Origin of the sequence: Rhizobium sp. Nf11,1, assembly GCF_050587665.1 — a bacterium.
Lineage (GTDB): Bacteria > Pseudomonadota > Alphaproteobacteria > Rhizobiales > Rhizobiaceae > Rhizobium.
Map to the genome: position 1 here is coordinate 236,840 of NZ_JBOBHU010000003.1, position 21,603 is coordinate 258,442.

A 21,603-nucleotide genomic window follows, 5' to 3' on the forward strand; every position below is an offset into this window, starting at 1 on the left:
GGCACCGTGTATAACGGCGTTAAAACAGAGGACAGAGCGATGAACGTCACGATCCGTAAGATCGGAAATTCCGAGGGTGTCATCATTCCCAAAGAGATCCTCGATCGCCTCGGTTTAAAAACAGGCGACTCGCTGGAACTGCAAATGGAAAATGGCGGCATCAATTTGAGGCCGGCTGAGGAAGATTTGTCTCGTCAGCTCGAGGTGGCACGACATTTCATGAACAAGCATAAGGTTGCTTTGAAGAAGCTGGCCGAATAATGGCCTTCAAATTCCTGACAAGGCCAATGGTGGAGACTCTGCAGACAATGCAGATCGAGCGCTTCGGCGGGCTTGCCGGGTTGCGTGACGAAGGCGCTTTGGAATCCGCCCTCGGCCGACCGATGCATAAGGCCAATTACGGTTGCGACGATGTCATCGAACTCGCCGCAGCGTATCTTTTCGGCCTTGCCCGCAACTATGCACTCGTCGACGGCAACAAACGCATCGCGACCGTCCGCCGGTGTATTCCTTCTCGAAAATGGCTACGAGATCGAGACCACCGACGCCAACCTCTACGCTTTCGTCCTTGCCATCGCCGCCGGCGAGATTGACGAGGAAGGCGCGACACGCTTCCTTCGGGACTTCAGCGTGCCGCTTAACCGGTAGCCTTCAACTGTTGCTGTTCCAGTTCCCTGCCGAGCGCTTCGACGACATGCGCCCAGCCTTGCCGTGTTTTCTCCTCGTGCGCGGCCCATTCGGCGCACATTTCGTGGGTTAATGTCAGGCGGCTGCCGCCGCCGAGAGGCTCGATGTCGATTTCGACGCGATCGCAATTGTGGTCGTGCTCTTCGACGGAAAAGCTGAAGACCATGCGTTGCGGGCGCTTCAATTCCAGGAAGACGCCCTGATGAAAGGCGTCGCCGGTCGGGCGGCGGTCGACAACGAAGAAACGTCCGCCGACGCGCGGATCGATGTCGGCACGGATGACGTGACCATCATCAGTCGCAAACAGGAAGCGGCGGGCAATTTCCGGATTGAGCCAAGCGTCGTAGACGGCCGCCGGCGGCGCCTTGTATGTGTGGCTGACATGCAATTTGATGGTGCTGGCGGGCATCGATTTTCCTCCGGTAGGGCACGCGCGCCTTCCCGAGGCGCAACGAACCGCAGCCGCTCCGTCCGCCCACGCAACCGGCCTTCTCTTCACTTTGATAACAGCAATGAGATAGAGAAGTTCCAGCGCCCGCCAAGAGCCGAGAGCGGAATTTAGTTCGACAAAAAATCAAGGCCTTACGGCGTCCTTTGCGCGCCTGAACAGCGCGCGGCGCTGTAAAGCCTCAGCCAGCGAATTTGCCACTGCGCGGGAAGCCCTTCGGCACGGTCCGTCCGGCGCTGGCGCGATCGCCCAGCCATTCGGCGAGTTCGTCCTTGTTCTTCGTGAAGGTGCGGCCGGCGCTGTCCTCCCAGACGAGGCCGTCTGATATCGCGAAGCATCGGACGTCGGAAATGCCGCCGTCCTTGTAGCGCTGCAGGCGCACGCCCTTGCCACGCGACATTTCCGGCACCTGCGCGAGCGGGAAGACCAGCAGCTTGCGGTTCTCGCCGACGACGGCGACGTGATCGCCGCTGACGGGCACCAGCAGCTGCGTTTCCTCCGGCAGCGCGACATTCATGATCTGCTTGCCTTTGCGCGTATTGGCGACCAGTTCCGCCTCTGGCACGACGAAGCCGTTCCCAGCCGTCGAGACGATCAGCTGCTTGCGCGAGGGATCGTGGACGAAGGCGGTCAGCACAGCCTGGTCGTTATCCATGTCGACCATGATACGCAAAGGTTCGCCGTGGCCGCGACCGCCCGGCAGCTTGTCGCCACCGAGCGTGAAGGCCTTGCCGCCTGTCGTAACGATCAGGATCTTGTCCGTCGTCTGCGCCGGGAAGGCCACTTTCAAGCCGTCGCCCTCCTTGAAGGTCAGCGTCGCCGTGTCGGCGATGTGGCCCTTCAGGGCGCGGATCCAGCCCTTTTCGGAAATGACGACGGTGATCGGTTCCTTCTCGATCATCGCCTGCTGGATCGCTTCCTCGTCGGCTTCGGGCGCATCGGCGAACTGGGTGCGTCGACGGCCGACCTCGGTCGCCTTGGCGAATTTCTTCTTCACTTCGCCGATTTCCCAGGCGACCGTCTGCCACTGCTTGTCGTCGGAGGCAAGCAACGCCTCAATCTCGCTCTTTTCCTTGGTGAGTTCGTCGAACTCCTTGCGGATCTCGAATTCTTCCAGCTTGCGCAGGGCGCGCAACCGCATGTTGAGGATCGCTTCGACCTGATTGTCCGTCAGGTCCCATCGCGCCATCATGACCGGCTTCGGCTCGTCTTCCTCGCGGATGATCCGGATCACCTCGTCGATATTGAGATAGGCGATCAGAAGGCCGCCGAGGATTTCGAGACGCTTGTCGATCGCGGCCAGACGGAAGCGCGACCGCCGCTGCAGGACCTCGCGACGGTGGTCCAGCCACTCCTTCAGCACTTCGTTCAGCGCCATGACCTTGGGGATGCGCCCCATGGACAGGACGTTCATGTTGAGCGGGAAGCGGCTTTCGAGCTCCGTCAGCTTGAACATCGATTCCATCAGGATCGTCGGATCGACGCTCCGGGACTTCGGCACCAGGACGATGCGGATGTCCTCGGCCGATTCATCGCGGATGTCTTCCAGCAGCGGCAGCTTGCGGGCAATCAGCAACTCGGCGATCTTCTCGATCAGCCGCGATTTCTGCACCTGAAAGGGAATTTCGGTGACGACGATCTGATAGCCGCCGCGCCCCAGATCCTCCGTCTGCCATTTCGCCCGCACGCGGAAACCGCCGCGGCCGGTGCGGTAGCTCTCGATGATGCTGTCGCGGCTGTCGATGATGATGCCGCCGGTGGGGAAATCCGGGCCGGGAATGAACTCGACGAGCTTTTCAACCGTCGCATCGGGATACTTGATCAGATGCAGGGCGGCATCGCATAGCTCATGGGCATTGTGAGATGGGATCGAGGTCGCCATGCCGACGGCGATGCCGGAGGAGCCATTGGCGAGCAGGTTCGGGAAGGCGCCGGGAAGCACGACCGGCTCGGAATTCGATTCGTCGTAGGTGTCGCGGAAATCTACCGCATCCTGATCGATCCCTTCGAGCAGCAGTTCGGAGACCGCCGTCATCTTCGATTCGGTGTAACGCATGGCGGCGGGGCTGTCGCCGTCGATATTGCCGAAATTGCCCTGGCCGTTCACCAGCGTATAACGCTGCGAGAAATCCTGCGCGAGACGAGCCAGCGCGTCGTAGATCGACTGGTCGCCGTGCGGATGGTAGTTACCCATCACCTCGCCGACGATCTTGGCGCATTTTCTGAAGGCTGAAGTCGGCCTCAGCCCCATCTCGTTCATCGCGTAGACGATGCGGCGATGGACAGGCTTCAGCCCATCGCGCACGTCAGGCAGGGCGCGGTGCATGATGGTCGATAACGCATAGGCGAGATAGCGCTGCTCAAGCGCCGCCTTCAGGTCGACCGGTTGGATGTTGTCGTCGTCTCCGCCGGAAGGCGGCAAAATCTCTTGTCCCATAGGTCCTGACTAGCCCAGAAGAGGCTGGCGGGCAAGGAATCCAGGTCATTGCAGCTGTGGATGAAGTCTTCCGGCTGATATCAAAGGACGAGACAAGCTCATCGCTGCAATTTGGATTTCGTTTGCCCTTCCCTTCAACAAAAAATTAGTGGGCCGCAATATAAAGCAGGCCCAATCCGTAGTAGCGTAACTGCAGATTTCCAACCGTCACACGCCACCAGAGGAATCACCCTATGAACTTTTACCGGACAACGCGGCTGATGCTGTCGGGCGCAGCCTTTTTCTCGCTCGCAGGCTCGGCTTTCGCTCTCGACGGCGCCGATCTGCTGAAGAAGCTCAATGCCGCCTATGCCGCGCAGGGCGGAACGATTTCGGCCGACGGCATCGATATCGACGGCACGACGGTGACCTTGAAGAACGTCAGCCTCAAACCGACCGGCGGCGAAAGCCTGCCTATCGGCGAAGTCACTCTTTCCGGTGTCGAGGAAGACGAGGACGGCGGTTACTATATCGAAGAAGCGACCTTCCCCGACATCAACAAGACCGAAGATGGCGTCACTGTGACGGCGCAGCAGCTGACGCTTGGCGGCATTTCGATCCCGTCAACGCCCGGCGGCGACTCGCTCGATACGATGATGCTCTACGAAACAGCCCATACCGGCCCGCTGAAGGTGGTCAAGGACGGCGCGGAAGTGTTCTCCGTGCTCGAAAGCAACATGAACCTGACGCTGCGCGAGGACGAATCCGGCTTCGATTTCGACGGCGCCTTCAAAAGCATGAAGGCCGACCTCACCAAGGCCGACGATCCGAAGAGCAAGGATGCGATCGAGAAGCTTGCGCTACAGCATGTCCAGGGTGACATCACCATGAAGGGGGCCTGGGAACTCGCGCCCGGCACGATCGACATTTCTGAAGTGGCCTTCGACTTCACCAACATCGGCAAACTAAGCTTCGGCTTCAAGATCTCGGGCTACACGATGGCCTTCATGAAATCGATGCAGGATGCGATAAAGGAATCCGAAGCGAATTCGAACAAGGAACAGGCGCAGCAGGCGCTCGGCCTTGCCATGCTCGGCCTGATGCAGCAATTGTCCTTCGAGGGTGCAAAGGTGCGCTTCGAAGATGCCTCGATCACCAAGCGCGCTCTCGATTATGCCGGCGCGCAGCAGAATATCTCGGGCAAGCTCATGGCGGATTCGCTGAAGACGATGACGCCGATCATGCTGGCGCAGCTTAATATCCCGGAACTGCAGAACGCCGTTTCGGCCGCCGTCAATACCTTCCTCGACGACCCGAAAAGCCTGACGGTCAAGGCCGCTCCCGAAAAGCCGGTGCCGTTCCCGACGATCGTGGGTGCCGCCATGGGCGCTCCGAACACGCTGCCGCAGGTGCTCGGCGTCAAGGTTTCGGCCAACGACTGATCGCTCAAATCTCAAGAAAGGGCCCGGCAGTTCCGCTGCCGGGCCCTTTCTTGTTTCAAATCAGACGATCCGCGCAAACAAAAGGCCCGGCGACTGCGGCCGCCGGGCTTTTCCATTCGACGATGAGCCGAACTCAGTCCTTCTTGACCGGCGGGATCGGCCGGATCGCGAGTTCTCGCAACTGCGTAGGCGTCGCCGGGCTTGGGGCGCCCATCAGCAGGTCCTGAGCCTGCTGATTCATCGGGAAGAGCGAGATTTCGCGCAGGTTCTTCGCGCCGACGAGCAGCATGATGATGCGGTCGATGCCGAAGGCGGCGCCGCCATGCGGAGGTGCGCCATACTGGAAGGCGCGGTAGAGGCCGCCGAAACGGTCCTCGACGTCCTGCTGGCTGAGGCCGACCTTCTCGAAGGCGGCAACCATGGTTTCCGGCGACTGGTTGCGGATCGAACCCGAGGCGATCTCGAAGCCGTTGCAGACGGCGTCATATTGGAAGGCCTTGATCGTCAAAGGATCCTGGTTCTGCAGCGCGTCGAGGCCACCCTGCGGCATCGAGAACGGGTTATGAGCGAAATCGACCTTCTTTTCTTCCTCGCTCCATTCGAAGAAGGGGAAGTCGACGATCCAGCAGAGCTCGAATCGGTCGCGGTCGACGAGGTTGAGTTCTTCGCCGGCCTTGGTGCGGGCCTCGCCCGCAAACTTATAGAATTTTTCCGGCTCTCCGGCGACGAAGAAACAGGCGTCGCCGTCATCGAGGCCGAGCTGAGTGCGGATCGCATCGGTGCGCTCCTCGCCGATGTTCTTGGCAAGCGGTCCGGCGCCTTCGAGCTTATCGCCTTCCTTGCGCCAGAAGATGTAGCCGAGGCCCGGCTGGCCCTGGCTCTGCGCCCAGGCGTTCATGCGGTCGCAGAAAGCACGCGAGCCGCCTGTTTTGGCAGGGATCGCCCAGATCTGGACCTTCGGGTTGGAGGCGATCATGCCGGCGAAGACCTTGAAGCCGGAGCCGGCGAAATGCTCGGTCACCGCTTCCATGACGATCGGGTTGCGCAGATCAGGCTTGTCGGAACCGTATTTGCGGATCGCCTCGTCATAGGGGATGCGCGGCCATTCCTTGGTGACCGGCTTGCCTTCGGCAAACTCCTCGAACACCTTGGTCATCAGCGGACCCATTGTGTTCCAGACGTCTTCCTGGGTGACGAAGCTCATTTCGAGGTCGAGCTGGTAGAATTCGCCCGGCAGGCGATCGGCGCGCGGATCTTCGTCGCGGAAGCACGGCGCGATTTGGAAGTAGCGGTCGAAGCCTGCGACCATCAGCAGCTGCTTGTACTGCTGCGGCGCCTGCGGCAGAGCGTAGAAGGTGCCGGGATGAATACGGCTCGGCACGAGGAAGTCGCGCGCACCTTCCGGCGAGGAGGCAGTCAGGATCGGCGTGGTATATTCGGTGAAGCCAGCGCTGCCCATTTCACGGCGCACGGCCGAAATCACCTGGGTGCGCTTGACGATGTTCTTGTGCAGGGTTTCGCGGCGAAGATCGAGGAAGCGATACTTGAGGCGAACGTCTTCCGGATAATCAGGTTCGCCGAAGACTGGTAGCGGCAACTCCTTGGCGGCGGAGAGCACTTCGATCTCCTGGGCGTAGAGCTCGATCTCGCCGGTCGCCATGTTCTTGTTGACGGTGTCTTCGGTACGAGCCTTGACGAGGCCGTCGATGCGGATGACCCATTCGCCACGCACCGTTTCCGCTGTCTTGAAGGCCGGGCTATCCGGGTCGGCGACCACTTGGGTGATGCCGTAATGGTCGCGAAGGTCGATGAAGAGAACGCCGCCATGGTCGCGAACGCGATGGACCCAGCCGGCGATGCGGACGGTCGAGCCGACATCCGTCTTGCGGAGGGCGGCACATGTGTGGCTGCGGTAGCGATGCATAATCTCAAATCCTGGCATGTGGCTGAAGACGGCAGCAGGGGTTCGAAGACCCTCCCGCGCCGACAAGAAAATCGGGCGGAAAAGCGCATGGACGCTCCGATTTGTCAAGGCTTGGCGCGCCCCGCCCCTGGGTTTGGCATGCGTTTATGGCGAGGCTGCGACCCACAGGCTGCGGCAGTTTGGCCGCGTTTCACGTATTGATGAAGGTGCGGCTCAACTTTAAAAGGATCGGCATTCCCATCCTGGAGCCGCCGCATGCCTCTGCTGACCCGCCGCAACCTTCTGAAGGCATCCGCCGTCGCGGGCGCCTATGGCGCCGGCGTCGCCGTTGCGGGCAAATTCGGGCTTGCCGAGGCGGCGCCGGAACCGCAGCTGCTGATGGCTGTGAAAACCGAGGCCATGCTGACCGAGGCGGGTCCGACCAGGGACATCATGAGCTGGGGCCATGACGGCATGCCGCCGGTTCTGCGGATGACCAAGGGGCGGCCCTACTCGGCAAGACTGAAAAACGGGCTCGACGAGCCGACGACGATCCATTGGCACGGGCTTCGCATCGACAACCGCATGGATGGCGTGCCGTTCGTGACGCAGCCCTATATCTATACCGGCGACAGCTTCGATTATGCCTTCACGCCGCCGGATGCCGGTACCTTCTGGTATCATCCGCATTGCAACACGCTGACGCAGATGGGACACGGCATGACCGGCATGCTCGTCGTCGAGGATCCGGCCGATCCGGAGTTCGATGCGGAAGTGCTGCTCAATCTGCGCGACTGGCGTCTCGGAGGCGACGGGCAGTTCATCGCGCCCTTCCGGCCGCGCGACGCTGCCAAGAGCGGCACCTACGGCACAGTGCGCACGGCCAACTGGCGCCAGGAGCCGCAATATGATGCGCCGGCCGGCGGGTTGGTGCGGCTGCGCATTGCCATCACCGACGTGACGCGCATCTTCTCGCTGAAGATGGCGGGCGCAAATGCGACCGTCATCGCAATCGACGGCAATCCGGTGCCGAAACGCTTCCCCCTCGACCTCCTGCAGATCGGGCCGGGCCAGCGGCTCGATCTCGCCGTCCGCATGCCGGATGGCGAAGGCGCCGTCGTGACACTGGAAGATATTCGCGGCACGGCACCGAAGATGATCGCCAGCCTGCGTGCCGTCGGAGCATCGCTGAAGCGCGACATCGGCGATCTCGGGCCTCTTTTCCGAAATCCTGTCCCGAAGGCCGATCTTTCCGCTGCCGAACAGATCCCGCTGGTGTTGAGCGCCACTGCGGAAAATGCCGCCGTGGAGAGCATCTGCGGCACGCTCGGCTACAGCTTCTGGGCGATCAACAAGGTGCCCTGGCCCGGGGACACGCCCGATCCGACGGCGCCGCTGGCGGAACTGAAGCTCGGCAGGAGCTATGTCTTCAACCTTGAGAACACCACGCCGCACGCGCATCCGATCCACCTGCACGGAATGAGTTTCACGGTGATCTCCTCCTCGACGCGGGAGGTGATGCCACTGGTGTCCGACACCTACCTCGTCCAGCCGGATGAGAAGGTGCAATTGGCCCTCGTCGCCGACAATCCCGGCGACTGGGTGCTGCATTGCCATATCATCGAACATCAGAAGACAGGAATGACCAGCTATATCAGAGTGAGCTGAAGCATTCGCCTTGCCTCAGTTTGGACGTGATTCTTCTTCAGCAATGCTCGAAGCTTATGCTGTTGTATTGACATATCGAAGCGAAAGGAGAAGGAAGGTTCAACCGACCTTTTCCTTGCGAATGAAATGATATGATCGAAACCACCGCCGAATTGGCGGCCGCCTGCAAAGAGCTGGCCAAGTCCGACTTCATCACCATCGATACCGAATTCCTGCGTGAGACGACCTTTTGGCCGGAGCTTTGCCTGATCCAGATGGCAAGCCCGACATTGGAGGTTCTCGTCGATCCGCTGGCGAAGGGCATCGACCTCGCTCCCTTCTTTGACCTGATGGCGGACACGAAAGTGTTGAAGGTCTTTCACGCGGCGCGCCAGGACATCGAAATCATCTTCAACCGCGGCAATCTCATTCCGCATCCGATCTTCGACACGCAGGTCGCGGCCATGGTCTGCGGTTTCGGCGACAGCGTCTCCTACGACCAGCTGGTCAGCCGCATCAAGAACGTCCATATCGACAAGTCGTCGCGTTTCACCGACTGGAGCCGCCGGCCGCTCTCCGAAAAGCAGCTGGAATATGCGCTGGCCGACGTCACCCATTTGCGCGACGTCTACCTGTCGCTGAGCGCAGAACTCGACCGCGAAGGCCGCACGTCGTGGCTGCGCGAGGAAATGGACATTCTCGAAGCGCGCGAAACTTACGACATGCATCCCGACGACGCCTGGCAGCGTCTGAAGATGCGCCTGCGCAAGCCGCAGGAGTTGGCGGTCCTGAAATACGTCGCCGCCTGGCGTGAGCGCGAGGCACGGGCCCGCAATGTACCGCGTTCGCGCGTCTTGAAGGACGATGCGATCTATGAGGTCGCCCAGCAGCAGCCTAAGGATTCCGAAGCGCTCGGCCGCTTGCGCACGATTCCGAAGGGCTGGGAGCGCTCGGCCGCCGGGACGGCGGTCGTCGAAGCGGTCAACGCTGCGCTTGCCCTACCGAAAGCCGAGATGCCGCATGTGCCTCGTCAGGCACAGGCCCCGGAGGGCGCAGCTGCCGCCGTCGAACTCTTGAAGGTGCTGCTGAAGCTGATCTCCGAAAAACATGGCGTGGCGCCAAAGGTGATCGCCAACAGCGAGGATCTCGACAAGATTGCCGCCGATGGCGAGAACGCCGATGTCGCTGCCCTGCATGGCTGGCGGCGCGATCTTTTCGGCGAGCCCGCACTGCAGCTGATCCAGGGGCAGATCGGATTGCGTTTCGCTGGAAGGAAGGTTGAAACCGTCAGCCTCTGAAACCAAACTGAATTCGCTTGACGCTTTTTTCCCAGCTGAAACAATGGCTGGAGGAAACCTCAGGCGAAGAGGCGGCATGCGAGAAATATCTCCAACGCAGAACTGGATCTTGATCGCGATCGTGCTGGCTGCGAGCGGCGTCATCTACGATCTGATGTTCTACTCCAATCAGACGCCGGTCATCGGGGCGATCTTCGCGCTCTTTATCGGCATGCCGATTCTCGCCTTCGAGCGCAAGGTGCTGTTTCGCACCCTCTACCGACGGATCCAGAGGCTGCCGACCTTCGTGTTCATCATCACGGAGCTGGTGATCTACGAGATCCTGATGAGCATCGGCTTCGCCTGCGCCGGCCTCCTGCTCTGGTCGCTCGGCATGCTGAAGCCGTCGTCGTTCCTTGATCTCGTCGTCATGCCGTTCGAGGTCTTCCTCTATGCGCTTGCCGTCTGCTCGGCACTGATCTTCATCCTGCGCGTGCGGGAATTGCTCGGCCGCGAAGTATTCGTCAGCATGCTCATCAGCCGCTATCGTAATCCGGTCAAGGAAGAGCGTGTCTTCCTCTTCATCGATCTCGTCGATTCGACAGCTTTTGCGGAAAAGCACGGCGACCTCAGGGCACAGCAGTTGCTGAGCTCGCTGTTTGCGACCTTCGCGGAGCCGGTCCGGCGCCACAAGGGCATGATCAACGACTATGTCGGTGATGCGGCGATCATTACCTGGCCGCTTGCCCGCGGCGTCAAGGATGCGCGCTGCGTTCGCTGCATCTTCGATATCCTCGCCGATATCGAAGCCAATGCCGCCGGCTGGCGGAAAAATTACGGCCAGGTGCCGAAGCTTCGCGTAGCCCTTCATGGCGGCGAGATCATCACGGCGGAAGTCGGCGTCGACCACCACAAAATCAGCTATTTCGGCGATACAGTGAATACGACCGCCCGGCTGGAGACGCTCTGCCGCAGCCTGAACCGGCAGGTGCTGATCTCCGCGGAGCTGGCCCGGCGCATGACTTTTCCCGACGACATTTCCTGCGAAGATCTCGGGATCCATGCCGTCAAGGGACGCGGCCAGGCACTCGGCGTCATGGCGCTGTCCTCGCGTGCGGTGACCGTCCTGAACACGCCCGCAGTCGTTCTGCACGGCTGAGCAAGTCCATTTATCACCCGTCACCAAAGCTTCACCCAACCGTCAATTCGCTGACACGGAAGCCCTGTTAAGCGGAAGCCATTCGCATCCGTTCCATGGGGATATTATGAAGGACGTCCTTTTTGCTTCCGTATCGCTTTTCATCCTGATTGCCGGCCCCGTTTCGGCCGACCAGCAGCAGTTCCCGGCCAATCTCGCCGGCCAGGCGATCCTGCCAGCCAATACCATGGTTCCTGCTCCGGCCGACGCCCCCGAATTCCTCAAGCATTCCGGCAAGTTCACGACGCCGGACCGCAAGCGCACCGAAGCACTCGGCAGCGTTCCCGGCAAGGACGGCGCGCGCGTGACGGACCTCAAGCTTCCGTTCGACGGCCAGCCGATCCAGGGTTTCTCGGGCATCAAGACGCTGGCCGACGGGACCTTTTGGACGCTCTCGGACAACGGATTCGGTTCCAAAGCCAACTCTTCCGACTCCATGTTGTTCCTGCATCAGATGAAGTTCGACTGGACTGCCAACAAAGCTGAGGTCGTCAAGAACCTCTTCCTCTCCGATCCAAACAAGATCGCGCCGTTCCCGATCGTGCTCGAAGGCACAGAAAAGCGTTACCTCACCGGTGCCGACTTCGACATCGAATCGATCCAGCCGGTTGCCGACGGCTTCTGGCTGGGCGACGAGTTCGGTCCCTATATCCTCAAAGTCGATACCGAAGGTCGCCTGACGGACGTGATCCCGACGACGCTCGACGGCAAGGCGGTGCTTTCGCCCGACAACCCGCTGATCCAGCTGCCGGGCAATCCGGCCGCCAAGATGCCGGTCTTCAACCTGAAGCGCTCGGGCGGCTTCGAAGGCCTTGCCATGTCGAAGGACGGATCCAAGCTCTACGGCCTGCTCGAAGGCGCCATCTACAAGGATGACGGCACAATGGAAACGGCTGACGGCCATACGGCCATCCGCGTCATTGAATTCGACGCTGCCTCCAAGAAGTGGACCGGCCGCAGCTGGCTTTATCCGTTCGAAGACAAGGGTGTATCGATCGGTGATTTCAACATGCTCGACGACTCCACCGCTCTCGTCATCGAGCGCGACAGCGGCGCCGGCACCAGCGATAAGGCCTGCGCCGACCCGAAGCAGCCGAAGCCGGATTGCTTCGAAGCTCCGGCGGTGCTGAAGCGCGTCTACAAGATCGAGTTCAACGACGCCAATGTCGGCAAGGCCGTCCGCAAGATCGGCTATATCGACCTCCTGAACATCCACGACCCCGACAACAAGAAGAAGGCCGGCAACAAGGACGGCGTCTACGACATGCCGTTCGTCACGATCGAAAACGTCGACCGCGTCGACGCCACGCACATCATCATCGGTAACGACAACAACCTGCCCTTCTCGGCCGGCCGCGCCGTCGACAAGGCCGACAATAATGAGTTCAGCCTGCTTGAGGTTGGTGAGTTTTTGAACGCGAAGTAATTTGGGCTCTAATGTGAGATTGAGAGGGCGGCGCATCAGTGCCGCCTTTGTTGTTGAGGGCGTGCCGCAAATCAACCTACTCGAACCGGAACGCCAGCCTCTTGTTCGTCAGCCTCGACAGCTGCTGCAGGCGACCGTCCAGGCGTTCGCCGGCGAAATCGCGGTATTCCGGCGGCACCACGAATTCGAGGTCGAAGTCCGGGTTCGACGATTTGCGGAAGGTCAGGTTCTTGACGACGCCGGGCATGGAGGCCGAGAAGAGGTAGACGACGCGCAGCATGCCGCCGAGCAACTTGGCGCGCTCGATGAACTGCGGGGTGGCGATCTGCGCCAGCGGGCCGGTGGCGCCGTCGTCATGCAGCCCCTCGAAACGGTAATAATTGGTGAGCGCGATGAAGGCGCGACCGGGATGGCTGATGCCGACGAAGGACGAGTGGGCAATGACGTTTAGCGCCTGCAGGCCACGGTAATCAGGATGGGCGCGCCAGCTGATATCGGCGAGCAGACAGGCGGCCTGGCGATAGCGGCTTTCCTCTTCGGTTTCCTGAACGTCGAAGAAAGGCATCATACGGCCGGTCCATTCCGCCAGTTCGCGGGCGTGCTCCGGCGAACGGGCACGCAGGATCGCCAGTTCGCCTGCAGCGGCCAACAGCGGATCGGCGCGGCGCTCGGCCTCAGACAGCAGCGAATAAAGATATCCCTCGCGCACGCCCTGCGCCGAGAAGGAAATCACCGACGGCTTCATCGCGCTCAGCACCTCCTTCATGGCGACGGCGCCGAAGGGCAGCAGCGAGCGGCGGTGCTTGGAAACGGCCTGCAGCGCCGGCTCGCGCGAATCGCGCGCGGTCATCACCTGTTCGAGGAACAGCATCATCGCTTCAAGCGATACCTCATAGCCCTGCATCATATGCAGCGGATAATTGGTGATCTCCATGTGCAGCTTGGCGATGTTTCGCCAGGTGCCGCCGACGGCGTAGAAGGTGCGCCCCTCGCCGTTCGTCAAAAGCTTTGCCGTCTTCAGCTGCTTACGGGCGAAGTCACGCGCTTTGGAAAGAGAACCGCCGGCATATTCCGACAGGCGCAAACCGCCGAGCGGCAGCGTAATGCCCTTGCCGACCTCCTTGCCCTTGATGTCGATCAATTCAAGAGAGCCGCCGCCGAGGTCGCCGGCAATGCCGTCAGGATTGAAGAAACCGCTGATGATGCCGAGCGAGGCGAAACGAGCCTCCTCCTCGCCCGAGAGCACCCGGACGTGGCGCTGCAGGATCGTCTCGGCCTGATGGATGAAATCGGGGCCGTTGCTCGCCTCACGGGCGGCGGCCGTCGCCAGCACATACATGGTGGCGGCCCGCGCCTGATCGGATAGGGCCTTGAAACGGTGGAGCGCCGCCAGAGCCCGAGCGACGCCCTCTTCATCCATCTTGCCGGTGACGGCTATGCCTTTGCCGAGGCCGCAGAGGACCTTTTCGTTGAAGAGGATCGTAGGCGAACGGGACAGGCCTTCGTAGACGACAAGACGAATGGAATTCGATCCGATGTCGACGACGGAGACCGGGGCGATCCCTGGAAGGCGCCCCTGGGCTTCAGATTCAACCATATGGTCCAGTTTTACTTGTTGTTGCGGCCTTCGAGCAGGCCGGCGATCAGTTTCGGCGCGCTTGATTTCAGAGCTTCACCACGGCCTGACAGGCTCGGATTAGTCATGAAATACTGTTGCGCATTGAACGGCTCCTCGCCCCTGCGCACTTCCATGCGCCGCGACGTACCGTCGGGCAATATCTCGTAGCTTTGTTGATTGTCAATCACGTTGCCGAGCATAATCTGTGACAAGACCTGCTCATGAACAGTCGGATTCGTCAGCGGAACCATGGTCTCGACGCGGCGGTCGAGATTTCTCGGCATCATGTCGGCCGAGCCGATGTAGACCAGCGCCTTGTCGGAAGGCAGGCCATGGCCGTTGCCGAAGCAGAAGATGCGGCTATGCTCGAGGAAGCGGCCGATGATCGACTTGACGCGGATCTTCTCCGAGAGACCGGGCACTTGGGGACGCAGGCAGCAGATGCCGCGCACGACGAGATCGATCTCGACGCCCGCGTGGCTGGCGCGATAGAGCGCATCGATAATGTCGGGGTCGACGAGCGCGTTCATCTTCATCCAGATCGCCGCCGGCCTGCCGTTCCTGGCGTGTTGAATCTCTTCATCGATGTGACGCAGGATGCGCGGGCGCAAGGCATTGGGAGAGACGGCGATCTGCATTCCTTCTTCAGGTTCGCCGTAGCCGGTGATGAAGTTGAAGATGTTCGCCATGTCGTGGGCGATGACGGAATTGCAGGTGAAATAGGAGAGATCCGTATAGATCTTGGCGGTGATCGGGTGGTAGTTACCGGTTCCCAAGTGACAGTAGGTTCTGAGCTTGCCTTCCTCGCGGCGGACGATCATAGACATCTTGGCGTGGGTCTTGAGCTCGATGAAACCGAAAACGACCTGCACGCCGGCGCGTTCGAGATCGCGTGCCCAGCGGATATTCGCCTCTTCGTCGAAGCGGGCCTTGAGCTCCACCAGCGCTGTCACCGACTTGCCGGCTTCAGCGGCATCGACCAGAGCGCGGACGATCGGGCTGTCGTTCGAGGTGCGGTAAAGCGTCTGCTTTATCGCCAGAACGTCAGGATCGCGCGCAGCCTGGAGAAGGAACTGGACCACCACATCGAAGGATTCATAGGGGTGATGGACGACCATGTCCTTCTCGCGGATGGCGGCGAAGCAGTCGCCGGCATGTTCGCGGACGCGCTCGGGAAATCGCGCATTGTAGGGCTGAAACCTGAGATCGTCGCGCGGCGCCTTGGTGATCTCCGACAGAGTGTTCAGCGCCAGGAGCCCCGGCAGAACGGCGACGCGATTGTCAGGGATGCTGAGTGCCTGCACGACGAACTGACGCAGCGAGGCCGGCATTTCCGAATCGGTCTCGATGCGGATGACCTTGCCGCGGCGGCGTCGCTTCAGTGCCGTTTCGAAAAAGCGCACGAGATCCTCGGCCTCTTCCTCGACTTCGATATCGCTGTCGCGGATGACGCGGAACGTACCGGAACCCTGCACCTCGTAGCCCGGATAGAGACGGTGAATGAAGATGTTGGCGACGTCTTCCAGCGTGATGTAGCGGATCGTGTTCCCATCATCGGGCAGCCGGACGAAGCGGTCGAGCGCCACCGGCAGGCGCAGCAGCGCCGTCATCGGCTCGCGGCCATTCTTGCTGACGAGCTGCAGCCCGATCGAAAAACCGAGATTGGGAATGAAGGGGAACGGATGAGCCGGATCGATGGACAGCGGCGTCAGCACCGGGAAGATCGCCTGTTCGAATTCGGCCGCCAGCCACTGGCGGTCTGCATCACTCAGGGCGCCCGGGCGCACGATCAGAATGTCTTCCTTGGCGAGATACTGCTGCAGCACGGCGAGCGAAGCCTGCTGCTCCATCTGCAGATGGTCGATCTCCTGCAGGATCGAATCGAGCTGTTCGGCCGGTGTCTTGCCGTCGGGGCTGCGGATGGCGATGTTCTGGCGCACCTGGCCCTCGAGGCCGGCAACGCGCACCATGAAGAACTCGTCGAGGTTGGCTGCCGAAATCGACAGGAAGCGAACGCGCTCGAGCAGCGGATGCTCGGTATTCAGCGTCTCTTCCAGGACGCGCCGGTTGAACTGCAGCCAGGAGAATTCGCGATTGATGAAGCGCTCGGGGCTCGCCAGCAGTTCTTCCAGCGGGGGGACATTGTCGTTGGTTTCCGGAGTGAGTTCCTGATGTTCTGCGACTGCGCTGTCCATGGTCCGCTTACCCCGTTTTCAATCGCGACGGCAATTATATCAGTTTCACGACGGATCTGTGACAGTCAATCGGCCAGTTCCGAATTTCCCAATTCATTCAATACCTCGGCAGCAAGAGACCGGGTGATTTTCGTGCCCCGCGACAGGGCCAGCCGGTCGAGCCTTTCGACGATCATCTGGGCCGCGTTCAGCGACCGCTCCATCCGGTTGACGATATAGAGCACGAGTTTGTCATCTATATAAAGCTGCCGGTCGGCGAAGAGCTTGACGATCACCTGCGACAACAGGGCTTCATCCGGCTCACCGATCTCGACGACGGTGGCGGCCTTGAGGCGAGAGCGCAGATCCGGCAGCAGGACCGGCCACGACATCGGCCATAGACGGCTTGTCATCAGCAGGCTGGTGCCGTTTTCGCGCACGCTGTTGATGACGTGGAAGAGCGTGTTGTCGTCGAAGCCGAGACGATCGGCATCCTCGAACAAGACAGGGCCGTTCGCCGCCGTGACCGCGGCATTGGAGCCGACCTTGGGGTGAATGATCTCCGCTCCGCTGTGTTCTTTCCAGATCCCGGCCAGGTGCGATTTTCCGGATCCTACCGGACCGGCGAGGACAACGACCGGTGACGGCCAGTTCGGCCATGCATCGACGATCGAAACGGCGGCGGCGAGACGCTCCGAGATCAAGAGATCGTCGCGGCCGGTTGCAACATCATGTGAAAAGGCCAGGGGAAGCTGCTCTCCGGCCTTGCGCTTCGGATCAGCGTTCTTCACGTCATTCATTGGGTACTGATTTCGTCTTCCGGGCGCGGCCGCCTGATGACCCGCCAAAATAAAGATCGCTCTGAAGGTAGCGTGAAAGCGCGAAGCGGACAAGAACGCCGACGGCCGCGGCGGCCGGCACGGCGACCAGAAGCCCGACGAATCCGAAGAGCGCGCCGAAGGCAAACAGCGCAAACATCAACCAGACCGGATGCAGGCCGACGCTGGAGCCGACGAGCTTCGGCTGCAGGATGTTGCCTTCGAGGAACTGGCCGCTGAAGAAGACGGCGAGCACCAGCCCGATCCAAGGATAATCCGGCCAGAACTGCACGAGTGCCACGCCCACAGCGAGAATGAGGCCGACTAGCGAGCCGACATAGGGAATGAAGCTGATCATGCCGGCGAAGAGGCCGATCAGCAGGCCGAAATTCAGCCCGACCAGGGAGAGGCCGGCGGCATAATAGACGCCAAGGATGAGGCAGAGCGAACCCTGGCCGCGAATGAAGCCGGCGATCGCCTGATCGACTTCCTTGGCAATCTGGCGGACGTCGCCGACATAATCGCGCGGGATCCACTGGTCGACCTTGGCAACCATGCGGTCCCAATCGAGCAGGATATAGAAGGCGACGACGGGGGTGACGACGAGCAGCGATATGACGTCGACGATCGCTTTGCCGGAATTCCAGAGCTGCGCGAAAAGCCCCGTAAGGAAGCCCATGCCTTCGGAGAGGATGCCGGAGAGATTGTCCTTGATCGTGCCGGCCTGGCTCTTGACCCAGTCCGGCAGCAGCGAATTCTGCGTCTGGGTGACGAACTGCTGCAATTGGCTGATATAACCCGGCAACCGCTCGGCGAAATCATTGAACTGGCTGATGAGCACGGGAATGAGGATCATCAGCGCCAAAGCGAAGACGACAACAAAGGCAATGAGGATGACGATGGTCGCCATCATACGGCTCAGGCCGAGCCGCTGCAGCCTGTCCGCCACCGGATCCAGGAAATAGGCAATCGCCATGCCGGCGACGAAGGGCAGCAGGATCGAGCTGAAGACATAGAGGAAGGCGATGAAGAAGACGAGCACGGCCAGCCAGAAGAATATCTGGCGCTTCAGACTATTGCCGCTGACATGCTGTGGCATCGCTTCCCCGCTGATCGCTCGCCGCCGCCCAAACGCCGCGCCCGATCCGGCGCGGCCATCAAGCACATAGGATGCAGGCGCAAAGATGGTCAACCCTGTCACATCAAATCCCGGAAAGCCTCGGGGGAGACGTGGGAAATTGGGGGCTTTTGCCATGCGACGCTTGCATAAAGGCCCCTGTCATGCAATTGCGACCGGCAGATGACGCGGCGCGTCTGCCGCCCGGAAATAGCCATCGGAGACCAGCATGAGCCAGTCTGGAAAAAACGGCCTGACCTATAGCGATGCGGGCGTCGACATCGATGCCGGCAACCTCCTCGTCGAGAAGATCAAGCCGGCGGTGCGCTCGACGCGCCGGCCGGGCGCCGACGGCGAGATCGGCGGCTTCGGCGGGCTCTTCGATCTCAAGGCGGCGGGCTTCACCGACCCGGTTCTCGTCGCCGCCAATGACGGCGTCGGCACCAAGCTGAAGATCGCGATCGACGCCGACTACCACGACACCGTCGGCATCGACCTCGTCGCCATGTGCGTCAACGATCTCGTGGTCCAGGGCGCCGAGCCGCTGTTCTTCCTCGATTACTTCGCGACCGGCAAGCTCGACCCCGACCAGGGTGCTGCAATCGTCGGCGGCATTGCGGCGGGCTGCCGCGAGGCGGGCTGCGCGCTGATCGGCGGCGAGACGGCCGAGATGCCCGGCATGTATTCCTCCGGCGATTACGATCTCGCCGGCTTTGCCGTCGGTGCTGCCGAACGCGGCAAGCTGCTGCCCTCAGGCGATATCGCCGAGGGCGACGTGATCCTCGGCCTTGCCTCCTCCGGCGTCCATTCCAACGGCTTCTCGCTGGTGCGCAAGATCGTCGAACTCTCCGGCCTCGGCTGGGATGCGCCGGCGCCGTTCGCCGAAGGCAAGAAGCTCGGCGAAGCGCTGCTCGAACCGACCCGCATCTATGTGAAGCCGCTCCTGAAGGCGATCCGCGAGACGGGGGCGCTGAAGGCGCTCGCCCACATCACCGGCGGCGGCTTCCCGGAAAACATTCCGCGCGTGCTGCCGAAACATCTGGCCGCGGAGATCGATCTTGGCGCCGTCAAGGTCCCGCCGGTCTTCTCGTGGCTCGCCAAGATGGGCGGGGTCGAGGCCAAGGAAATGCTGCGCACCTTCAATTGCGGCGTCGGTATGATCGTCGTCGTCGCCAAAGAGAATGCCGCCGCGGTATCGCAGGCGCTCGAAGCCGAAGGCGAGAGCGTCATCATGCTCGGCCGCATGATTGCCCGCGCCGAAGGCGCTGCCGGCACGGTCTACAAGGGTACGCTTGCCATATGAGCGCGCCGCGCAAACGCGTCGTCGTCCTCATCTCCGGCGGCGGCTCCAACATGATGGCGCTGGTCGCGGCGGCGAAAGCGGCCGACTATCCGGCCGAAATCGTCGGCGTCATTTCCGATAAGCCGGACGCCGGCGGGCTCGCGAAGGCAGCGGCCGAGGGCATTGCCACCTTCGCCTTTCCTCGCAAGGACTATGCCAGCAAGGAGGCGCACGAGGCGGCGATTTTTTCTGCGCTCGATGAACTTTCGCCGGACATCCTCTGCCTGGCCGGCTACATGCGGCTGCTGACGGCGACCTTCATCCAGCGGTATGAAGGCCGGATGCTCAACATCCACCCTTCCCTGCTGCCGCTGTTTCCGGGCCTGCATACCCATCAGCGCGCCATCGACGCCGGCATGCGCATCGCCGGCTGCACCGTGCATTTCGTCACCGAAGGCATGGACGAAGGGCCGACGATCGGTCAGGCGGCCGTCCCGGTTCTCTCGGGCGACACGGCCGAGAGCCTTGCCGCGCGGGTGCTGACCGTTGAACACCAGATCTATCCGCAAGCGCTGCGGCTCTTTGCCGGGGGTCTGGTGACGATGGAAGGCGGCAAGGCGGTGGGTGCTGAGGTTTCGCTTGCCGTGCCGAAGGGGCAACTGATTTCTCTGATCGGCGACCGCGCATAAAAGGCATTTTCATGCCACGCGGCTCAGATTGCTAACAAAGCCCGGCACGTCGCTATGCTCGGACTTGTCTTAGTCCTGCCATTTCGAAAGCTGCCCCTCATCCGGCTGCCGCCACCTTCTCCCCGCTCGCGGGGGGAAGGGGATATGCCGCACCCTCTCCGGTCCCACTCGCTCTCGCAGGGCACGTCCCCTCGCCCCGTTTACGGGGAGAGGGTTAGGGTGAGGGGCAACCATCGGCACGAACCGCAGTTTTGGGAAAATGCTTTAAGCCGCCAGCGCCTGCAGCGGATGCAGCGTGCCGTCGCTGTAGACGAAGCGGCCGGCGCGGAAGGTGGCGCGGATGCGGTTGATGTCGCCGGGTTCGACCGCCACCAAATCGGCGCGCTGACCGATGGCGATCTCGCCGCGATCCATCAGGCCAGCGGAGCGGGCGGCGTTGCCGGTCGCCATGGCGACGGCTGCTGGCAGGCCCCCTTCCACCGTATCGGCAAGCTTGAATATGCCGGGGACGAAGGCGGCCGGATGATAGTCTGCGGCGATGATGCTGAGCAGCCCGGTCCTTGCAGCGTCGAGGGCGCTGAGATTGCCTGACATCGACTGGCCGCGCAGGGCGTTCGGCGCGCCCATCAGCGTCCAGAGGCCGCGGCGTCGCGCCTCTTCCGCTGCAGGAGCGGTGACCGGAAACTCGCTGATGGTGACGCCGAGATGGTGCATTTCGGCAACTTTCTCGACGCTGTCGTCATCGTGGGAGGCGAGCGACAGCTCGTGCTTCAGCGACAGCGCGACAATCTCCTTCAGCTTCGCTTCGATCTCGGGATTGTTGCGCATGGCGATACGCTTGGCGACGATCTCGGCGGCCATTTCCTCGGAGATGGCGCGGCGCTCGGAAATGCTGAGGATGTAGCTCTGCAGGTTGTTGTACTGGCCCTGGCCGGGCGTGTGGTCGGTCAGCGACACCATGTCGATCTGATCGGCATTCAGCAGCCGCTCGAGTGCGGGAGCGGCGCCGACATTGGTGATTTCATAGCGGGCATGAACGCGGTGGTCGATCAGGAGGTCATCACGCAGCCGGTTGATGCCCTCGATCACCGCCGACGTCGTCTCAAGCGAGCGGACGTGGCCATAAACGCTTTCCGTGGCGAAAGAGACCGCGGCAAAAGCTGTGGTCACACCGGCAGCGGCAAGCTTCTTGTCGAGTTCGTGGATGCCAAAGTCGATCGGCATGGTCGCGTTCGGCCGCGGCGCGATCTCGCGCTCGATCATGTCGCCGTGCAGGTCAACGAAGCCCGGCATCAGCAGCCGCCCGCGGCCATCGATCGCAGCGCCGGCAACCGGCTCCGGCCGGATCTCGGCGATGGCGCCGTCCTCAACACGCACGGAACCTTTGCTCACCACCTCGCCCGGGAGAACGAGGGTGAAATTGCTGAGCCACATGGGCTTTCTCCTGACCGCATCCGATGA

At 61.6% G+C, this 21,603-nt stretch carries 16 protein-coding genes and 1 pseudogene; 9 read left to right on the plus strand and 8 right to left on the minus strand.

The genetic code is table 11. The features are described from left to right. Positions 1 to 39: 39 nt before the first annotated feature. Positions 40 to 261 carry an AbrB/MazE/SpoVT family DNA-binding domain-containing protein gene (locus tag ACQ7C1_RS06735; RefSeq protein WP_430957735.1) on the plus strand — a complete coding sequence of 74 codons (222 nt, stop codon included), beginning with the start codon at positions 40 to 42 and terminating at the stop codon, positions 259 to 261. Beyond that, positions 261 to 648 (plus strand): annotated as a pseudogene (locus tag ACQ7C1_RS06740) (type II toxin-antitoxin system death-on-curing family toxin). The gene ACQ7C1_RS06735 and the pseudogene ACQ7C1_RS06740 overlap by 1 nt, the downstream one beginning before the upstream one ends. Here ACQ7C1_RS06740 and ACQ7C1_RS06745 read toward each other — a convergent pair. Then, positions 638 to 1,096, minus strand: a complete 459-nt coding sequence (locus ACQ7C1_RS06745; protein WP_430957736.1) for an SRPBCC family protein — start codon at positions 1,094 to 1,096, stop codon at positions 638 to 640. The pseudogene ACQ7C1_RS06740 and the gene ACQ7C1_RS06745 overlap by 11 nt on opposite strands. A 220-nt stretch (positions 1,097 to 1,316) precedes the next feature. After that, the gene (gene parC, locus ACQ7C1_RS06750; protein WP_085777696.1) at positions 1,317 to 3,572 is read right to left on the minus strand and encodes a DNA topoisomerase IV subunit A; all 2,256 of its coding nucleotides are present in this window, start codon (positions 3,570 to 3,572) and stop codon (positions 1,317 to 1,319) included. 233 nt (positions 3,573 to 3,805) lie between these two features. On the opposite strand from parC, the gene ACQ7C1_RS06755 reads away from it, so the two are divergent. Continuing rightward, on the plus strand, positions 3,806 to 4,993 hold the full coding sequence (locus ACQ7C1_RS06755; RefSeq protein WP_430957737.1) for a hypothetical protein: 1,188 nt from the start codon (positions 3,806 to 3,808) through the stop codon (positions 4,991 to 4,993). Positions 4,994 to 5,126: 133 nt separating this feature from the next. Here the strand turns inward: ACQ7C1_RS06755 and aspS are convergent, their stop codons facing one another. Continuing rightward, positions 5,127 to 6,917 carry an aspartate--tRNA ligase gene (gene aspS / locus ACQ7C1_RS06760; RefSeq protein WP_430957738.1) on the minus strand — a complete coding sequence of 597 codons (1,791 nt, stop codon included), beginning with the start codon at positions 6,915 to 6,917 and terminating at the stop codon, positions 5,127 to 5,129. Positions 6,918 to 7,172: 255 nt separating this feature from the next. Here aspS and ACQ7C1_RS06765 point away from each other — a divergent pair, with 255 nt between their 5' ends. The 4 genes from ACQ7C1_RS06765 (at position 7,173) to ACQ7C1_RS06780 (ending at position 12,444) form a co-directional block, all read left to right on the plus strand. Then, complete coding sequence (locus ACQ7C1_RS06765; protein WP_430957739.1) at positions 7,173 to 8,564, plus strand: multicopper oxidase family protein; 1,392 nt, start codon at positions 7,173 to 7,175, stop codon at positions 8,562 to 8,564. 131 nt (positions 8,565 to 8,695) lie between these two features. Then, on the plus strand, positions 8,696 to 9,841 hold the full coding sequence (gene rnd, locus ACQ7C1_RS06770; protein ID WP_430957740.1) for a ribonuclease D: 1,146 nt from the start codon (positions 8,696 to 8,698) through the stop codon (positions 9,839 to 9,841). Between the two features lie 76 nt (positions 9,842 to 9,917). Then, on the plus strand, positions 9,918 to 10,979 hold the full coding sequence (locus ACQ7C1_RS06775) for an adenylate/guanylate cyclase domain-containing protein (RefSeq protein ID WP_430957741.1): 1,062 nt from the start codon (positions 9,918 to 9,920) through the stop codon (positions 10,977 to 10,979). Between the two features lie 106 nt (positions 10,980 to 11,085). Beyond that, positions 11,086 to 12,444 (plus strand): esterase-like activity of phytase family protein, encoded by a 1,359-nt coding sequence (locus tag ACQ7C1_RS06780; protein ID WP_430957742.1) that lies wholly within the window; start codon positions 11,086 to 11,088, stop codon positions 12,442 to 12,444. 76 nt (positions 12,445 to 12,520) lie between these two features. Here ACQ7C1_RS06780 and ppx read toward each other — a convergent pair whose 3' ends face one another. From ppx to ACQ7C1_RS06800, 4 genes are all read right to left on the minus strand, one after another. After that, positions 12,521 to 14,041 carry an exopolyphosphatase gene (gene ppx, locus ACQ7C1_RS06785; RefSeq protein ID WP_430957743.1) on the minus strand — a complete coding sequence of 507 codons (1,521 nt, stop codon included), beginning with the start codon at positions 14,039 to 14,041 and terminating at the stop codon, positions 12,521 to 12,523. 11 nt (positions 14,042 to 14,052) lie between these two features. Beyond that, entirely contained in the window at positions 14,053 to 16,257 is a 2,205-nt protein-coding gene (locus ACQ7C1_RS06790; protein ID WP_430957744.1) for an RNA degradosome polyphosphate kinase, read from the minus strand. A gap of 65 nt (positions 16,258 to 16,322) precedes the next feature. Continuing rightward, a complete protein-coding gene (hdaA, locus tag ACQ7C1_RS06795; protein WP_430957745.1) occupies positions 16,323 to 17,036 on the minus strand; it encodes a DnaA regulatory inactivator HdaA in 714 nt (237 codons plus the stop codon). Beyond that, positions 17,029 to 18,153, minus strand: coding sequence for an AI-2E family transporter (locus ACQ7C1_RS06800; RefSeq protein WP_085780030.1), 1,125 nt, complete (start codon positions 18,151 to 18,153; stop codon positions 17,029 to 17,031). Before ACQ7C1_RS06800 ends, hdaA begins: the two co-directional genes overlap by 8 nt. Positions 18,154 to 18,400: 247 nt before the next feature. Here ACQ7C1_RS06800 and purM point away from each other — a divergent pair, with 247 nt between their 5' ends. Both purM and purN read left to right on the plus strand, forming a co-directional pair. Further along, positions 18,401 to 19,474, plus strand: a complete 1,074-nt coding sequence (purM, locus tag ACQ7C1_RS06805) for a phosphoribosylformylglycinamidine cyclo-ligase (protein ID WP_430957746.1) — start codon at positions 18,401 to 18,403, stop codon at positions 19,472 to 19,474. Next, entirely contained in the window at positions 19,471 to 20,142 is a 672-nt protein-coding gene (gene purN, locus ACQ7C1_RS06810; RefSeq protein ID WP_430957747.1) for a phosphoribosylglycinamide formyltransferase, read from the plus strand. The genes purM and purN overlap by 4 nt, the downstream gene beginning before the upstream one ends. Positions 20,143 to 20,406: 264 nt before the next feature. Here purN and ACQ7C1_RS06815 read toward each other — a convergent pair whose 3' ends face one another. Further along, positions 20,407 to 21,576, minus strand: coding sequence for an alpha-D-ribose 1-methylphosphonate 5-triphosphate diphosphatase (locus ACQ7C1_RS06815; RefSeq protein WP_430957748.1), 1,170 nt, complete (start codon positions 21,574 to 21,576; stop codon positions 20,407 to 20,409). Positions 21,577 to 21,603: the final 27 nt, after the last annotated feature.

Coding starts and splice junctions, on each gene's coding strand:
- ACQ7C1_RS06735 (WP_430957735.1), top strand. CDS start 40: ATGAACGTCACGATCCGTAAGATCGGAAATTCCGAGGGTGTCATCATT.
- ACQ7C1_RS06745 (WP_430957736.1), bottom strand. CDS start 1,096: ATGCCCGCCAGCACCATCAAATTGCATGTCAGCCACACATACAAGGCG.
- parC (WP_085777696.1), bottom strand. CDS start 3,572: ATGGGACAAGAGATTTTGCCGCCTTCCGGCGGAGACGACGACAACATC.
- ACQ7C1_RS06755 (WP_430957737.1), top strand. CDS start 3,806: ATGAACTTTTACCGGACAACGCGGCTGATGCTGTCGGGCGCAGCCTTT.
- aspS (WP_430957738.1), bottom strand. CDS start 6,917: ATGCATCGCTACCGCAGCCACACATGTGCCGCCCTCCGCAAGACGGAT.
- ACQ7C1_RS06765 (WP_430957739.1), top strand. CDS start 7,173: ATGCCTCTGCTGACCCGCCGCAACCTTCTGAAGGCATCCGCCGTCGCG.
- rnd (WP_430957740.1), top strand. CDS start 8,696: ATGATCGAAACCACCGCCGAATTGGCGGCCGCCTGCAAAGAGCTGGCC.
- ACQ7C1_RS06775 (WP_430957741.1), top strand. CDS start 9,918: ATGCGAGAAATATCTCCAACGCAGAACTGGATCTTGATCGCGATCGTG.
- ACQ7C1_RS06780 (WP_430957742.1), top strand. CDS start 11,086: ATGAAGGACGTCCTTTTTGCTTCCGTATCGCTTTTCATCCTGATTGCC.
- ppx (WP_430957743.1), bottom strand. CDS start 14,041: ATGGTTGAATCTGAAGCCCAGGGGCGCCTTCCAGGGATCGCCCCGGTC.
- ACQ7C1_RS06790 (WP_430957744.1), bottom strand. CDS start 16,257: ATGGACAGCGCAGTCGCAGAACATCAGGAACTCACTCCGGAAACCAAC.
- hdaA (WP_430957745.1), bottom strand. CDS start 17,036: ATGAATGACGTGAAGAACGCTGATCCGAAGCGCAAGGCCGGAGAGCAG.
- ACQ7C1_RS06800 (WP_085780030.1), bottom strand. CDS start 18,153: ATGCCACAGCATGTCAGCGGCAATAGTCTGAAGCGCCAGATATTCTTC.
- purM (WP_430957746.1), top strand. CDS start 18,401: ATGAGCCAGTCTGGAAAAAACGGCCTGACCTATAGCGATGCGGGCGTC.
- purN (WP_430957747.1), top strand. CDS start 19,471: ATGAGCGCGCCGCGCAAACGCGTCGTCGTCCTCATCTCCGGCGGCGGC.
- ACQ7C1_RS06815 (WP_430957748.1), bottom strand. CDS start 21,576: ATGTGGCTCAGCAATTTCACCCTCGTTCTCCCGGGCGAGGTGGTGAGC.